At 64.2% G+C, this 15,661-nt stretch carries 13 protein-coding genes; 5 read left to right on the top strand and 8 right to left on the bottom strand.

All coding sequences use genetic code 11. The features are described 5' to 3' along the window. Positions 1 to 42 precede the first annotated feature (42 nt). Together QP941_RS09450 and recR are read left to right on the top strand one after the other, a co-directional pair. Positions 43 to 411 carry a YbaB/EbfC family nucleoid-associated protein gene (locus QP941_RS09450; protein ID WP_005327377.1) on the top strand — a complete coding sequence of 123 codons (369 nt, stop codon included), beginning with the start codon at positions 43 to 45 and terminating at the stop codon, positions 409 to 411. 70 nt (positions 412 to 481) lie between these two features. After that, on the top strand, positions 482 to 1,138 hold the full coding sequence (recR, locus tag QP941_RS09445) for a recombination mediator RecR (protein WP_005323161.1): 657 nt from the start codon (positions 482 to 484) through the stop codon (positions 1,136 to 1,138). 23 nt (positions 1,139 to 1,161) lie between these two features. Here recR and QP941_RS09440 read toward each other — a convergent pair whose 3' ends face one another. The 7 genes from QP941_RS09440 to leuA all read right to left on the bottom strand — a co-directional run bounded on the left by QP941_RS09440 (position 1,162) and on the right by leuA (position 10,812). Next, positions 1,162 to 2,265 carry an HNH endonuclease signature motif containing protein gene (locus QP941_RS09440; RefSeq protein ID WP_284868762.1) on the bottom strand — a complete coding sequence of 368 codons (1,104 nt, stop codon included), beginning with the start codon at positions 2,263 to 2,265 and terminating at the stop codon, positions 1,162 to 1,164. 109 nt (positions 2,266 to 2,374) lie between these two features. Beyond that, complete coding sequence (locus tag QP941_RS09435) at positions 2,375 to 3,148, bottom strand: type 1 glutamine amidotransferase (RefSeq protein ID WP_284868761.1); 774 nt, start codon at positions 3,146 to 3,148, stop codon at positions 2,375 to 2,377. Continuing rightward, positions 3,141 to 4,418 (bottom strand): Mur ligase family protein, encoded by a 1,278-nt coding sequence (locus tag QP941_RS09430; protein ID WP_284868760.1) that lies wholly within the window; start codon positions 4,416 to 4,418, stop codon positions 3,141 to 3,143. Before QP941_RS09430 ends, QP941_RS09435 begins: the two co-directional genes overlap by 8 nt. Before the next feature lie 27 nt (positions 4,419 to 4,445). Further along, positions 4,446 to 5,753 carry a DNA polymerase III subunit epsilon gene (locus QP941_RS09425; RefSeq protein WP_350309283.1) on the bottom strand — a complete coding sequence of 436 codons (1,308 nt, stop codon included), beginning with the start codon at positions 5,751 to 5,753 and terminating at the stop codon, positions 4,446 to 4,448. 198 nt (positions 5,754 to 5,951) lie between these two features. Continuing rightward, the gene (locus QP941_RS09420) at positions 5,952 to 8,048 is read right to left on the bottom strand and encodes a hypothetical protein (RefSeq protein WP_284868758.1); all 2,097 of its coding nucleotides are present in this window, start codon (positions 8,046 to 8,048) and stop codon (positions 5,952 to 5,954) included. 109 nt (positions 8,049 to 8,157) lie between these two features. After that, a complete protein-coding gene (locus QP941_RS09415; protein WP_284868757.1) occupies positions 8,158 to 8,937 on the bottom strand; it encodes a hypothetical protein in 780 nt (259 codons plus the stop codon). Between the two features lie 57 nt (positions 8,938 to 8,994). Next, positions 8,995 to 10,812 (bottom strand): 2-isopropylmalate synthase, encoded by a 1,818-nt coding sequence (gene leuA, locus QP941_RS09410; RefSeq protein WP_284868756.1) that lies wholly within the window; start codon positions 10,810 to 10,812, stop codon positions 8,995 to 8,997. Between the two features lie 217 nt (positions 10,813 to 11,029). Between leuA and QP941_RS09405 the strand changes: the two genes are divergently transcribed. Further along, the gene (locus tag QP941_RS09405; RefSeq protein WP_284868755.1) at positions 11,030 to 12,157 is read left to right on the top strand and encodes a mannosyltransferase family protein; all 1,128 of its coding nucleotides are present in this window, start codon (positions 11,030 to 11,032) and stop codon (positions 12,155 to 12,157) included. On the opposite strand, the gene QP941_RS09400 is transcribed toward QP941_RS09405, so the two are convergent. Then, positions 12,154 to 13,032 carry a DMT family transporter gene (locus QP941_RS09400; protein WP_239278454.1) on the bottom strand — a complete coding sequence of 293 codons (879 nt, stop codon included), beginning with the start codon at positions 13,030 to 13,032 and terminating at the stop codon, positions 12,154 to 12,156. The two genes, QP941_RS09405 and QP941_RS09400, sit on opposite strands and share 4 nt — an antisense overlap. A 230-nt stretch (positions 13,033 to 13,262) precedes the next feature. On the opposite strand from QP941_RS09400, the gene QP941_RS09395 reads away from it, so the two are divergent. Together QP941_RS09395 and QP941_RS09390 are read left to right on the top strand one after the other, a co-directional pair. After that, positions 13,263 to 14,528, top strand: a complete 1,266-nt coding sequence (locus tag QP941_RS09395; RefSeq protein ID WP_179387282.1) for an aspartate kinase — start codon at positions 13,263 to 13,265, stop codon at positions 14,526 to 14,528. 34 nt (positions 14,529 to 14,562) lie between these two features. After that, positions 14,563 to 15,594 carry an aspartate-semialdehyde dehydrogenase gene (locus QP941_RS09390; protein ID WP_284868754.1) on the top strand — a complete coding sequence of 344 codons (1,032 nt, stop codon included), beginning with the start codon at positions 14,563 to 14,565 and terminating at the stop codon, positions 15,592 to 15,594. Positions 15,595 to 15,661 lie beyond the last annotated feature (67 nt).

The raw sequence follows: 15,661 nt of genomic DNA, 5'->3' as shown, positions 1-15,661 counted from the left end.
GGGCGGTAGCGAAATTTACAGTTGAATTAGAAAGGAAACAACATGGCTGACCAAGACCCAATGCAGCAGGCAAATGACATGAACGACCTCATCGCGCAGGCCGCGCAGGTGCAGGCAGACCTGCAGAAGGCGCAGGAAGAAATCCTCGCCACCAACGTCGAGGGCCAAGCGGGCAACGGCCTGGTTAAGGTGACCATGACCGGCGGCGCCGAGCTCGTGGACCTGCAGATCGATAAGTCCGTCGTGGACCCAGAGGACGTCGATACCCTGCAGGATCTGGTCATGGGCGCGTTCAAGGAGGCCCACGCTGCGGCCGGCCGCCTGGCACAGGAAAAGATTGGCCCGCTGTCCCAGGGCATGGGCGGCCAGGGTGGTCCGTCTTTTGAGGATGTCTTCGGCGGCAACCAGTAGCCCGCGCGATACGATAAAAGGCCGTTGCCCCGGGTGGGGCCGCGGCCTTTTGCTGATTTGGGAGTAATTGATGTTTGAAGGACCTCTGCAAGACCTCATCGACGAGTTTTCGCGCCTGCCGGGCATCGGCCCGAAGTCGGCGCAGCGCATCGCGTTTCACGTTTTGCACATGGAACCCGAGGACATCGAGCGGCTGCAGAACGCATTGGGCGCGGTGCGCGATGGCGTGACCTTCTGCCGCATCTGCTGCAATATTTCCCGCGAGGATGTCTGCCGCATCTGCATTAATTCGCAGCGCGACGCCTCGACCATATGCGTGGTGGAGGAGCCGAAGGATATCCAGGTCATCGAGCGCACCGGCGAGTATGAGGGCCGCTACCACGTCTTGGGTGGCGCGCTGGATCCGCTGGCGAATGTGGGCCCGCGCGATTTGAATATTTCCACGCTGCTGCAGCGCCTGGGCGGCGTGCTGCCGGATCGCGAGCTGGCGGATTCCACCCCTGAAGCCCCGCTTTACGACGCCACCCCCACCATCCACGAAGTTATTCTCGCCACCGACCCCAATACCGAGGGCGAGGCCACCGCCGCATACCTGGTGCGGTTGCTGCGCGACTTCCCTGATTTGAAGATCACCAGATTGGCCTCCGGCATGCCGCTCGGAGGCGATCTGGAGTTCGTGGACGAGCTCACCTTGTCCCGCGCGCTCTCTGGCCGCCTGACCATTTAACGCGGGGAATCCGCAAGCGCGGGCTAGGGGACGGCGGCCGTGGGCCCGGTTCGCGCGCGGCCGGTGAACACCGGCGGGCCGTGCGCTCTGCTGGCCGTCCCGTTATCTGCGCTGCTGTGTATACCGCTGTGGCCGCTATGCATGCTGCTATGCGGGCTGCTAGGCATCGCGTTGTGCCGGCTGGCGGGCGGGAGCCAAGCGATTCGACCGCGAATGCGCGCCATCCGGCCGCGGCCCGGCAGGCCGTTGATGGAGTTGTGATACGGGCAGAGCAGCGTCATGTTTTCGGGGTGGGTGAGGCCGCCGCGGGAGTATTCGATGAGGTGGTGGGCTTGGCATTCGGAGGCGGGGCGTCGGCAAGCGGGCCAGGCGCAGCGGGCGCCTTCGGCCTCGAGCATGCGACGCTGCTTAGGGGAGGCATGCCGGGTGCGGTAGAGATTGACGGGGCCGCGCTCGGGGTGGATGAGCGTGAAAAGGCCGGCGCCGGCTAGGGTGCGGCGGACGAGTTCGGCGCCGGTGATAGTCGCGCCATTGGTCATCGCGAGGCGGATGTCGTCGCCGTCGCCTGTCAGGATTTTCAGGTAATCCGGCAGCTCCATGATGACATTTGTGGTCACGGTCGCGGGCGCGGCGGCGCGGGAACCGGTGAGCCAGGCCAGCGGGTCGGACTTGGCGGCGGCCCAGATATCGGCCATCTGCGCGGCGGGGCCGGTGAAACTCAGAGTAGTTTTCTCGCCGTGCATGATACGGCGGCCGCCGTCCTCGCGCTCGGGCGGCGGGTTGATTTCGCGCAGCAGCCGAGTCGCCGCGCGCGAGACCTGCGCGGTGGTGCCGGCGGTGGCGCACAGCTTCTCGCGAAATTGCCAGCGTTTGGTGGGGTCAGAAATGCCGCGCGAGCGGCGGGCGATGAGCGCGAGGGTCTCCAGGCTGTGCTGGTTGCGGCGCGCGGCGGCCAGGGCGCGGGATTGGTAGCGCGAGTGGCTGGTGGGTGAGAGGAAGGCCGCGGCGGTGCGGCGCAGGGTGCGCGCTTGGTCCGCGGGCAGGGGCAGGCTGGAGGCGGCGTGGGCCTCTTCGAGAAGTTCCACGCCGCGCTTAGCGATGTCGCCCAGCTGCTCCAATAACGTCATGCCCCGCAGCCTATGGGCGGGGGCACGCGGCTACAAGGGGTGGCGACCGAGCCTGTGGATAACTCGGGGGTTGTGGGACCGCCGGGCGAAGTTATCCACAGGTGTGGGCCTATCTTTGGGAGCGCGGGGGCTCGGAGGCGTTGAAACGTTCGACGCGCAGGCGGTCGACGGCCGGGATATCAATCGGCTCGAGGTCGGCGAGGGGCACGCCCATGGCTTGGACGAGGAGGAGATCCGCCAACTGCGGGTTTCGGGCCAGTGCTGGGCCGTGCATATAGGTGGCGATGACGCTGCCTTGGACGGCGCCTTCGTAGGTGCGCTGGGCGGAGCCGTCGCTGAGATCGGCGGTGGCGGCCTGGTCGGCATTGCCATTGCCGCGGGTGAGCGTGCCAAGCGGCTGCGCGGACGGGCCGAGGATGGTGGCGCCCAGGTGGTTTTCAAAGCCGGTCAGCGGCTCGGTGAGGTCCGCGGTGACACCGGCGCGGGTGGGCTTCGAGGCTACCTCGCCGATGGCGCGGTCCTGCATGCCGGCCGTGGTGGCGTCGAGCAGCCCGACGCCGTCGACGATGCGGCCGGAGGCGCGGAAGGACTCGCCCAGGACCTGCAGGCCGGCGCAAATGGCAAAAATGGGGCGGCCGGCGTTAGCGGCGCGGGTGAGGCCACCATCGGAAATCAGGTGGTCCGCGGCCAGGATCTGCGCGGTATCTTCGCCGCCGCCAAGGGTGTAGATATCCAGCGTCTCGGGCACGGGCTCGCCCAAGCGGATGGGGTGAATCTCCGCCTCGAAGCCGCGCATGCGGGCGCGTTGGCGCAGGACGAGGGCGTTGCCGTCGTCGCCGTAGGTGCCGAGGACGTCGGGAAGCACTAGGCCGATATTAAGCATTGGTGGCCTCCTTGGAAAGCGCCTTCTTCAAATCGCGGAAGGCGGTGTAGTTGGCGAGGACCTCGATGCGGCCCTCCGGACAGGCGGCGAGCGCGTCCATAGGGTCTGGGATGAGCTCGTGGGAGATATCCGCGTAGACCAGGCGCACGGCGAGGTCGGTGCCGCGCTCGCCGGCGGCCTTGACGCTTAAGCTATTGAAGCCTTCGAATTTCACGTCCCACAGCCAGGACATGTCGATGCCATCGGCCACCTGGCCGTTGGTGGCGATGACCAGGCCATCGGCGCTGCGGTCCACCATGGACAGCGCTTCTTGCCAACCGGCCGGGTTCTTGGCCAGCAGCAGACGAATTTCGCGGCCCTTCCAGTGGATGGTGGAGTAGCGGCCGGCGACGTCGTCGATGCCTTCGGCGGCCGCAATGGCCTTATCGAGGTCCACACCGAAACCCTGCACGGCCGCGGCGATGGCTTGGGCGGCGTTGCCCCGGTTCGCGCGGCCGGGCAGCGCCAGGTTCAGCGGACGCTTGGCGGTCGGGGTGATGATGCCCCGCTTATCGACGCCCCAGGTAGGCTGCGGCCGGCGGAATTCGCGGCCGTCGGCAAGCGGCTTAACGGCGTACCAGTCATCCTCGGTGCGCACGACGTGCCCGCCGGTGCGCGGGCAGGTGACGGAATCGCCGAGCCAGCCGGCGCCGGCCGAGACCCAAATGACATTCTTGGCGTCATAGGCCACGGAGGTCATGAGCACGTCGTCGCAATTGGCGATGACGAGCATGTCTGGGTGAGCCTCCACGGCGCCGCGCAGTGCGCGCTCAATCTTGTTGATTTCACCCACGCGGTCCAGCTGGTCGCGGGTGAGGTTGAGCAGGACCAGGGCCTGCGGGTTGAGGTTATCGGCCACGTGGGGCACGTGGAGCTCGTCCACCTCGAGGACTAGGTGCGAGGCGTCCTTGCCGGCCATGAGCGCGGAGATGATGCCGGCGTCCATGTTGTCGCCGCCGTCGTTGGTGGCTACGGTGTGCTCGGTGCGGACCGCGGCGGCCAACATGCGGGTGGTGGTGGACTTGCCGTTGGTGCCGGTAACCAGCACGGCCGGGCGCCCACCGCCCAGGTTGGTCATGATGGAAGGGTCAATGGCATTGGCAATTAGACCACCGATCATTCCGCCGGCGCCACGGCCGGTGGCGCGGGAAGCGGTGGTGGCCAGCTTCGCGGCGGTTGTGGCGGTGGTGGTGCGCAACTTCTTCAGCGCACCCGGGACTCTAAAACTCATGTCCCCTAGGGTAGTCGGGCGGGCGGCTTAGTCGTTCTTTTTCGCCGCCGAGCCGCCAGAATTTCGTCGGCCTCTGCCGCGACCACCGCGACCACCGCGGCCACCGCGGCGCCGGCGCCGCTTGTTGTTCTTACCGCCGCCCTTTTTGTTGTGCTGCGGTGAGCGTTGGGCCCGCGGCGCAGGCTTAGCGGATTCGGGTGCGGGCTCGGCGTCTTCGATGCGCGTGAGGGCGTCAAGAAACGCGGCATCCGACATCAGCGGAATGCCCTTGCGGTGGGCATGCATGGGCTTTCCCACCAGATCCGTGGTGACATTACAGACTACCAGGGAGGACTCGCGGGTAAGCTTTTCCGAATAATTGAGCTCCTCGCGCATGAGCGCGGCGATGATGGTGTCCGGATCCTCGAGGATTTCCGGTGCGACCACGATCTCCATGCCACGGCGCAGCTCCTTGCCCGGTTCGTATTTGCCGGGATTGTGGTGCTGGACGGGGGCCTCGGCGGCGTCGACGCGCACGTGGGAGCGTTGCAGGCCGAAGCGATCGGCGCGCACGTCTTCGGGCGCATAGCTGCGCACAGTTCCGCCTTCTTGCTGGCGGTAGAGCGCGATGAGCAGCTCGGTGTTCTCGCGTGAGGTTTCCGGCTCGGGCCGGCCGGCGCGCTCCACCGAGGCTTTCGGCGTGGCGTCCAGGCCGCTCTGCTTGGCGACGCCCCCTAAACGCACATCATTCGACCGCACCTGCTGCGCATAAGAGGTGGCCAAGGTATCGATAATGCGAACCGGTGTGGGGACGTGTCCGACCTTTTGGCGGCGCCGGCGGCCCTTGTTGCGGCTGCGGTTGCGGGCGCGATTTTGGCGGGCGGCGGCCATCATGGCGCGGCGGGCCTCGGCGACGATAAAGCCCCAGGTATAGGGGAGATCGTGGACGATGAGCGTGCGGCCATCGATAAGCTTGTCCAGCGATTTAAGGATTTTGCCAAAGGCGGGTGCCTGCTCAATATCGGTGGTGCTCAGCCCGTGGAGGTGGCGCGGGCCGGCATCGATATCGGGCTTGAGGACGGCGTGGAAGAGCTGGCCTTGTTCGCCGGCGTCGTTGAATGCGATGGCGTCGATAGTCACGATGCGCCCGGTGCTGGGGTGGATGCCGGTGGTCTGAAGGGTCAGCGCCACGTAGGGGTAGTCGGCCGCATCGGTGGATAGGTCGGCTTGCTGCTGCTGTGGCTTCTGGTTGGCCGCCTCTGGCGCGGCAGGTCGCTCGTGGCGGGCAGATGGGTGCGGCTTTGGCTTTGGTATCGGCTTGGGTTTTGCGGCGTCCGGTTCGCCGGACGGTCGCACCGCGCGGCGCGGCCGGGCGCGTCGCTGTTCTGCGCCCGGTTTGGGCGCTGTGGACCTGGCCGCGTGGCGCGAAGCCACCGTCGCGGGCGACGGCGCTGGGGCCGACGCCGGCGTGTGCTGCGGGGAGGGGCCAGGTGTGTTGTTCATTAAACTCAGTGTAGTATCCCGCATTTCGTGCAGGGGGACAGGGCGCGCCGCTTAATTTTCGGTGACGATGACGATGACCTTCGGCGGGGTCGTTGGCTCCTCGGGCTCTTCAGGTCGCCCCGGTTCCTCCGACTGCTGCGGCTCCTCCGGCTCGAGCGGTACCAGGGGCACCTCCGGTTCATCCGGTGCGCCGCGGTCCGTAGTAGGCAGTGCCGGTTCAGGCTCTACGGTGATCTCTGGTTCTGGCTTCGGGGTGGGTTCGAGTTCAGAGCCAGGGATCGTCGTCGTAGGTGCAGTGGTCTCCGGCTCTGGCGTTGGTTCGAGCTCGGAACCTGGGATAGTGGTATCCGGCGCCGGCTCAGGCTCGGACTCCGAGGTCAGCAACGGAGACGTCGTCGTAGGCGCGGTCGACTCCGAGGGCTTTGGTTCCGAAGACTCAGGCGCTGAGGTGGGCGTAGACGGGTCTGCAGCCTGGGTCGGCTCAGACGTTGGCTCGCTCGTGGCAGAACTGGTGGCGGAGCTGGAAGGCTCTGCGGTCTGCTTTTCCGTCGAGGCTGCGGTGGTAGTTTCAGTCGTCGTTTCCTCGGAAGTTGTCTTTTCCGAGGTAGACGCGCTTGAGGTCGGCAGATCGGAAGGCTTGGCAGACTGGGAGGACGAGGAGGTTGCGGTCGGTCCCTTGGTTGCTACCTCGGGTGCGGGTTCTGAGCTGGAGGATGGCGTCGAGGCAGGCGTGGTCCGAGACGGTGCCGGTGCCGGTGCCGGTTCCGGGGCTGGGGCCGAGGCGACGTCATTTGCTGCGGCCATGGCGGCAGCGGCCGCGGCGGAGGCAGCGCGGGAAATTGCCTGGGAATCCTCGCCGTGGTGGCCGCCGCGGGGTTCGCTGTGGTGGCCACGTCGGTTGTCGGCGGCAGGGGCCTGGGTGCGGTCAGCATGGGGAGAGTGCGTCGCGCTGGGCTTCTTCGTGGTCTGCGAAATGGAGGGGGCGTCGGCAAGCGGGGGCTGAGCTGAGGTACCGCTGGTGGGGCCGGCATCGTGGATGCGCGGCGTGGCGGGGTGCGCGGGGCGCTTGGGGCCATTGCCGTCGAAGTGGGAAGAATCGAGGGAGGAATGGTTGTCTTCCGGAGCGGGCGCGGTGGAATGCGTGTTGGTGTCTGAAAGGGCTTCGTCCTCGCTCAGCAGGTTGGTGGCTACGGTGGCACCGCCACCAACGAGCACGGCGACGCCGGCTGCGGCCAGCAGGTTCGAGGTCACGGCACCGGATGCGCCGGCAGCACCGGCGGCAGAGGTGACGCTGAAACCGCTGGCTGCGGAGGTGCCAGCGGTAGAGACACCGGTAGCGGGGCCGCCGGGGACAGCGGATGCAGCCTGAGCGCGAGCTGCCGTAGCAGCGGACATGATGGCGGTGCCACCGGCGACGACGCCCAAAATTAGGCCCGCGTGGTGCTTATTGGCGGCGTTATGCGCATAAATGGTGAGCGCGGGGCGGTCATCGGCGTTGTAGTGGAAGTAACCGTGGGCAATGGCGAGGCGGCCGGTCTTGGTGCAGTCGAGGACGGCGGGGGCGATCTCGCGGGCGGCTTCCCGGGGAAGGGAGCCTAAGAAGGTGCTATTGATATAGACGTCGACGGTATTGCGGCGCAGGAAACCGCGGGTGCGCAAAGAAACGAGGTAGTGCTCGTCGGTGTGCGGAAAGGCGGTGACGTCCTTGGAAAACTCCGTCAGCGTGGCGGTGGTCTCGCCGGGCAGCATGGTCCAGCGCTGCGCCGGCGGGTTATTGGCGGGAATGCACAGGTGCGGCGCCGGCAGGAGCAGGTTTAGCGTGGGCCATTCTTCCCCAGCGGCATTCGTCATGCTCACATGGGCGGTGGCGCGTGGGTGCAGGCCGGCGCTGAGAATCCAGTCAAAGAGGGCATAGGCCTGGGAATCGGCAGAACTGAGGTGGCCCACAAGTGAGTCACCGATCCGAATCGCGAAGCCTTCCTCGGCGGTGCGGGGTCCGAGTTCCGCGGATAGGTAACCGTTTTCCGCGGCTGTGGATTCGAGCAAGTCGCTGAAAATCTCCGGCGACACATCCGCAATAGGCAGGTTATGGATCACGCCAAAACCGTGGTCAGGGACCACGTAGGTGGCGGAATCCAGCGAAGTCATTGGGGCCTTTCCATGCGGACAATTGTTACTTCGCATTTTAAGCATCGCTAGGGGCGATTTCCAATTTCCCAAACCGGCGAGAACGGGGTGTTATCCTGCCCAAAAGTTTCTACAGAATAAAAATAAGTACGGCGATAAGCGCGGCAATTACCAGTAGGGCAATGAGGGCGGGCCACCACTGCTGGCGGCGCGGTGCAGAGTCATTGACGTTGACGGCGCGGAAGCTGGTGGTTTCGAAGGTTTCGGTGGCGGCGGGGGAGGTAGGGGTGGCGTCGGCAAGCGAGGCCTCCTTTGAATCCGGCAGCGGCGCACCCGCATAGATGCTGAGCACGCGGCCGGTGCTGCGCGGCGCATGGTAGGCATGGGCCAGGGTTGTGCCCTGCTTGGCGACGTCCACCCCATCCAGCCGCCCCACCCACTGCGGGCCCAAATAAGCATCGGCGCCGGATCCGGTGGTGCTGGGTGAAAGCGTCACCAATACGTGCATGCGCGCGTGGGCAGGAATATCTAAATCCGCGGGCAGGTCGGTGATGTTGATGGGTGGGGCATAGCCCAGCATCGTCCACGGACCGGCCGGCGGGTTATTGGCCGGCAGGCAGAGGCCCGGCCGCGGCAACAGCAGGGATAGGGATCCATCGGGCTGCGGCGCGGCTGTGGCTGCAGGGGTGAGCCCAGCGCGAAAAAGTAGATCTATCTCGGGGTATTCGGCGCGGTCTGCGCTGGTGATGTGCCCGATGGGGGAGTCGGTGCGCACCTCCAGGCCACCGTCCTCGCGGGGCGCCAAGGTGACGGTGAACTCCTGGTTTTCCTTCGTCTGCGCACCATAGACGGGCAGGGCCTGCACGGCGCCCAAGCCGCGGTGCGGAATGAGGTAGGTAGAAGAAGGCATACCCACCCTTCTACCACGCCAGGGTGCGGCACTGGTGTGCAGCACCGGCGACCGGGCTTAGGCCAGGGCGCGATTGACGGCGGAGTTAATTGCGTTAATGGAAGCCCGCGTGGTGGATCCGGCGATGCCGGCGCCCCACACCTTGTTTTGGTTAACGTCGGCGGCGATATAGCAGGCGGCCTCGGCGTCGTCGCCGGCGGAGCGGGACTGCTGGGAGTATTCCATGACCTCGAAGTCGATGCCCAGGGATTCCAGCGCGTTGGCATACGCCGCGATGGGGCCGTTGCCGGTGCCGGAGACGGTGGATTTTTCCCCGCGGAAGGCCACCGTGGCGGTCACGGCGACGTCACCGTCGGCGGCCGGGGAGTTGTCCATGTGGAAGGCCTCCAAGGCCAGCGGGGTCTCGCGGTCTAGGAATTCGGTGGCGAAGATGTCCCACATATTCTTGGAATTGACCTCGCCGCCCTCGGAGTCAGTGATTTCCTGCACCACGGTGGAAAATTCCGCTTGCATGGCGCGCGGCATATTGATGCCGTGGTCGGTCTTCATGATGTAGGCAACGCCGCCCTTGCCGGACTGGGAGTTGACGCGGATGACCGCCTGGTAGTCGCGGCCCACGTCCTTTGGATCGATGGGCAGGTAGGGAACCTCCCAGATGGCCTCGCGCAGTTCTTCCCACGAGACCTCGGTATTGTTCGCGCCGGGGCGGATGGTGGCCGCCAGCGCATCGAGGCCCTTGTTGATGGCGTCCTGGTGGGAACCGGAAAAGGCGGTAAAGACCAACTCGCCGCCGTAGGGGTGGCGCTCCGGCACGCGCAGCTGGTTGCAGTATTCGACGGTCTCGCGGATCTGCGGAAGATCGGAGAAGTCAATCTGTGGGTCCACGCCCTGGGTGAGCATGTTCAGGCCCAGGGTGATGAGATCGACGTTGCCGGTGCGCTCGCCGTTGCCAAATAGGCAGCCCTCGATGCGGTCCGCGCCGGCCATAAAGCCCAATTCGGCGGCGGCGATTCCCTCGCCGCGGTCATTGTGCGGGTGCAGCGAGAGCAAGATGTCTTCGCGGCGGGCCAGGTTGCGGTGCATCCACTCGATGGAATCGGCGTAGACATTGGGCGAGATCATCTCCACGGTAGAGGGCAGGTTGATGATCATCGGGTTATCCGGGGAGGGATCCATGATTTCTACTACCTCATCGCAGACCTCGCGGGCGAAGTCCAGCTCGGTGCCGGTAAAGGACTCGGGGGAGTATTCCCAGCGCCACGTGGTGTCGGGGTAGTCCGCGGCGATGGACTTGATGAGTGCGGCGGCGTCAGTAGCCAGCTTCTTAACGGCGGGCTTGTCCTTGCGGAAGACCACACGGCGCTGCAGCTTCGAGGTGGAGTTATAGAAGTGCACGATAACGTTCTTGGCGCCCTCGCAGGCCTCAAAGGTGCGGCGGATCAGGTGCTCGCGGGCTTGGACTAGCACTTGGATGGTGACGTCATCGGGAATCTTATTGCCCTCGATGATTTCGCGGACGAAGTTGAAATCCGTTTGGGAAGCGGACGGGAAGCCGACCTCGATTTCCTTGTAGCCCATTTTGACCAGCAGGTCGAACATGCGGTGCTTGCGCTCTGGGCTCATGGGATCAATGAGCGCTTGGTTGCCATCGCGCAGATCCACTGCGCACCACTGTGGGGCGTGCATGATTCTCTTGCTGGGCCACGTGCGGTCCGGCAGATCGATGTCTTCCACTTCGACGGCGAAGGGCTGGTAACGCTCGTGGGGCATGGCGGAGCCGCGCTGCTTATTCCACGCGGGCTGTCCCTCGCGGCGTGGGCCGTTAGGGGTGGTGATATCGCGAGGGGCGCTGATAAAAGAGTCAGTGGGGGACATGGTGCGGTTTCCTTGTCTGTGGTGTCTGTGGGGAGACGGCCAGCTGGGCTTGGGTAGCCGGACTCCGCGACGGGGCGCTGGCCAGTGCTTAGGCCGAAATCCCGCCGCGGCAGATAAGGAGTAGGTCAATCCGCTGTGTCATATCGGTCACACTACAGGCTCTCTCACTATGTGGCAAGAGATTTCATTCAATGAGACGCGATGGCGGTACGGTACTATGCCTTTCGTGTCTACTGCCCGCCATTCCGCATCCAACTCGTCGTCCTTACTGCGCTCCTTGTGGGCGCCTGCCGCGCTCGTTGCGCTCATCGGAGCCGCAGTGCGCGTGGGCGTGCTCGCGGCGGTGGCCGCCGTGCAGGACGATAAGCTCTGGGGACTGCTCAATAAGTGGGACGCCAAGCACTACGTAGAAATCGCCCGCGGCGGGTACTTCGGTGCGGATATCTCTACGGATGGGCCGGTCCATGAGACAACCATGGCGTTCTTTCCAGGCTTTCCCTTCCTGGTGCGTGCGGTAAGCGGCATCTTGGGAACCGGTGAGGCTGGCACTGCCATCGCGCTCAACGTGCTCTTTAGCATCGCGCTGGCCGCCGGGGTGATGGTCCTGGCCGCGCAGATGGGCATGGGAAAGTGGGCCCAAGTGCTCGGCGCCGTAGTGGTAACTAGCGCGCCGATGTCCATCGTGTTTTCTATGCCGTATACCGAGGCGCTTTTCGGGGCACTAGCCATCTGGGCGGTGGTAGCGCTGGTGGGCGAGCGCTGGTGGGCCGCCGCGGCGTATATCTTTGTGGCCGGGCTCGTGCGCCTTACCGCGGTGGACCTTGTTGCGGTCTTTGGACTGATGGTGCTGCTGCGGGCCCGAAAGGACTGGCGAGCCTGGGCCGCGGTGGCGTTTTCCGTCGTGCCGCTGGTGGGCTATTTGTGGTGGTCGAGCAGCCACTTGAAAGATGTCGGCGGTTATTTTGGTATCCAGAAAGAACATTGGAATTCCGGCTTTGATGGCGGCAAAGCCACGGCTATGTGGTTGTGGGAGACGCTGACTGGGGCCACCAATGGCGGCTACCTGCTCAGTGCCGGTGTCATGATCGCTGCCCCGGTATGCCTGGTGCTGGCATGGCGTCGCCTGCCGTTGGCGGCCTGGCTATTTTCCGCCGTCCTCATGGCCAATGTGCTGCTTTCTGATGGCATCATGCACTCGCGGCCCCGGCTGCTCCTGCCGGCGGTGATCGTGTTGTTGCCGTGGGTGAAAAAGGGGGCGTCGGCAAGCGTGGCGGTTATTGCCTGGGCCCTGTTTGGCGCGTGGTTTTCGGCCTATATGCTCGGCGTATTTGAGTGGGCCATCTAACCGCGCTGGCTCACCGGGCTGCGGGAGAGCACGATGGTGGACAGCACCATGACGGTTAGGGCGATGAGCATAATTGCCCAACCGACGGCCGTATCGATGAGGAATTTCTCTCCCAGGACCATGTATCCCAAGCCGAAGGCCACGATGGGCTCAAAGATGGTCATGGCCGGCAGGGAATGGGCCAGGGGGCCGGCGTTGAAGGAATATTGCTGTACCACCGTGCCGGTAAGCGCGAGGCCGATGAGGCCGTAGAACTGCCAGCTCGCCAATAGGGTGGTGAGGCCTTCATGAGTGAAAATATCCACCACGGCCTTAGAAAGCAGGGCGACGAAGCCATAAATAACGCCGCAGGCCGTGCCCAATGCCAAGGGGCGCTGATCCGGTAGCTTTGCGGCCGCCGCGCCGAGGATTGCGAGGGTGGCCAACCCTATGAGGAGCGCCGGCCACCAATCGCTCCATTCTGGGCGGGGATTGCCAGCAACCGGCCGGCCGTAGATGACCATGATGCCCACCGCAATGGTCAGCGCAATGGACCAGAAAACCTCGTGGAAGGGCATCTTACGGCCGGAGTACCATGCCGAGAGCGGCAGGGTAAACATCAAGGACAGCACCAAGATGGGCTGGACGACCAGCAAGGTGCCGAAGCCGAGCGCGATAACCTGCAGGCCGTAGGCGCCAATCGCGGCCGCGGTGCCCACCCACCACAAGGGGTTAGACATGGCGGCACGCATGACCGAATCATCGGCGTCGAGGGCAATGCGGTGGCGGACGACCGTGCCCCAAGCAACCGTCAGCGCGGATGCGAGCGCGAAAAAGATGGCGAGGAGGTTGCTTAACACCCGCTCAACGGTAGTAAAGATTCCTGTTATATGCATATTCTGCGCTGCATGGCGCGCGTTTTTCTCTATGGGGGGACGGCCGGCGCATGGCGCGCTTTACGCTCGGGGTGTGTGAATAAAAAGCAAGCATTGTCTAGGAATTATGATGAGGACTAGGCCCCTGCGGGGTAGCATGGGTATTTGACTAATGACCGACAGGTATTTCTGGCGGTGTGCGGACGCGCGCGCCAGGGGTGCCTTGAAAGACGAAAGGCGGCATCCTTACCGTGGCCCTGATCGTGCAAAAATATGGCGGTTCATCCCTCGAATCCGCAGACCGCATTCGCGCCGTTGCGGAGCGCATCGTGGCCACCAAGAAGCAGGGCAATGACGTCGTCGTGGTGTGCTCCGCCATGGGCGATACCACCGATGAGCTGCTCGACCTTGCCGCCCAGGTCAACCCCGTGCCACCACGGCGCGAAATGGACATGCTGCTGACCGCGGGCGAGCGCATCTCCAATGCGCTGGTGGCCATGGCCGTGGAATCCTTGGGGGCCCATGCCCAGTCCTTTACCGGCTCCCAGGCCGGCGTGCTCACCACCGAGCGCCACGGCAATGCCCGCATCGTGGACGTTACCCCAGGCCGCCTGACCGAAGCTCTCGATGAGGGCAAGATCTGCATCGTCGCCGGATTCCAGGGAGTTAATAAGGAATCGCGCGATGTCACCACGCTGGGCCGCGGCGGTTCCGATACCACCGCGGTGGCGCTAGCCGCCGCGCTGAATGCGGACGTGTGCGAGATCTATTCCGATGTCGATGGCGTGTATACCGCAGACCCGCGCATCGTCCCAGACGCGCAGAAGCTAGAGAAGCTCTCTTTCGAGGAGATGCTGGAGATGGCCGCGGTAGGTTCCAAAATTTTGGTTCTGCGCAGCGTGGAATATGCCCGCGCGTTCAATGTACCCTTGCGAGTTCGCTCGTCTTATTCAAATGACCCCGGCACCCTAGTGACCGGATCAATGGAGGATATCCCTGTGGAAGAAGCAGTACTCACTGGTGTAGCAACCGATAAGTCCGAGGCAAAGGTCACCGTCCTTGGAATCCCGGACCGCCCCGGGGAGGCAGCGAAGGTTTTCCGTGTCATTGCCGATGCAGAGATCAATATTGACATGGTCTTGCAAAACGTCTCCTCCCTGGAGGATGGCACCACCGACATCACCTTCACCTGCCCGCGTGCTGACGGTCCACGCGCCATGGAGCTGTTGACCAAGCTGAAGTCCGAGGGCGGCTGGGCCAATGTGCTTTACGACGACCAAGTGGGCAAGGTCTCCCTCGTCGGTGCCGGTATGAAGTCCCACCCGGGCGTTACCGCCGAGTTTACCGAGGCCCTGCGCGACGTTGACGTCAATATGGAGCTCATCTCCACCTCCGAAATCCGCATCTCCGTGCTCACCCGCGAGGCTGACCTGGACAAGGCAGCTCGTGCGCTGCACGATAAGTTCCAGCTTGGTGGCGAAGAAGAAGCCACGGTTTATGCTGGAACCGGACGTTAAATACCCAAAAGCAACTACAGAGGATTTTTAAGTCATGACCACTGTTGCAGTCGTAGGCGCTACCGGCCAGGTCGGCCGCGTTATGCGCTCCATCTTGGAAGAACGCAATTTCCCGGCGGATAAGGTGCGCTTTTTCGCCTCGTCTCGCTCCGCTGGCACCGAGCTGGAATTTCGCGGCGAGCAGATTACCGTAGAAGACCTTGCTGAGGTCACCGAGCAATCCGTTGCCGATGTCGATATTGCCTTGTTCTCCGCCGGTGGCTCCACCTCTCAGCAGTGGGCCCCGGTATTCGCCGCGGCCGGCGCGACCGTGGTGGATAATTCCTCGGCCTACCGCAAGGACCCAGAGGTTCCCCTCATCGTTTCCGAGGTCAACCCCGAGGCAGCCAAGAACACCCCGAAGGGCATCATCGCGAACCCGAACTGCACCACCATGGCCGCCATGCCGGTGCTCAAGGTCCTCCACGACGCCGCTGGTCTGAATAAGCTCCACGTGTCCTCCTACCAGGCGGTGTCCGGCTCCGGTCTGGCTGGCGTGCAGACTTTGGCCGCGCAGGTCTATTCCGTTGGTGAGCACAATGTGGGCTTGGTCCACGATGGCTCCGCGCTCAATGACGAAGACTTTGGCCCGTACGTGGCACCTATCGCCTATAACGCCCTGCCGATGGCTGGCAACCTCGTTGATGATGGCTCTCTGGAGACCGACGAGGAACAAAAGCTGCGCAACGAATCCCGCAAGATCCTGGACATTCCGGAGCTGAAGGTAGCGGGCACCTGCGTGCGCATCCCGGTCTTCACCGGCCACACCCTGACCATTCACGCCGAGTTCGATAAACCCATTACCCCAGAGCAGGCCACCGAGCTTTTGGGTGGCGCTCCGGGCGTTACGCTTGCCGACGTCCCCACTCCGCTCGCCGCTACCGGCATCGACGAGTCCTTGGTCGGCCGCATCCGCCAAGACCAGACGGTAGACGATAACAAGGGCCTCGTGCTCGTTGTCGCCGGCGATAACCTGCGCAAGGGTGCTGCTCTTAACACCATCCAGATTGCAGAGCTGCTCGTCTAAGCCCACACCAGTGCGCCGCAAGGCACAATAAAAAGCTCGGCGCCTCCTTCCTAGCTACGGGAAAGGG

It is taken from the genome of Corynebacterium sp. MSK150, assembly GCF_030229215.1.
GTDB lineage: Bacteria > Actinomycetota > Actinomycetes > Mycobacteriales > Mycobacteriaceae > Corynebacterium.
This window is presented reverse-complemented; position numbering and strand designations above follow the sequence as displayed.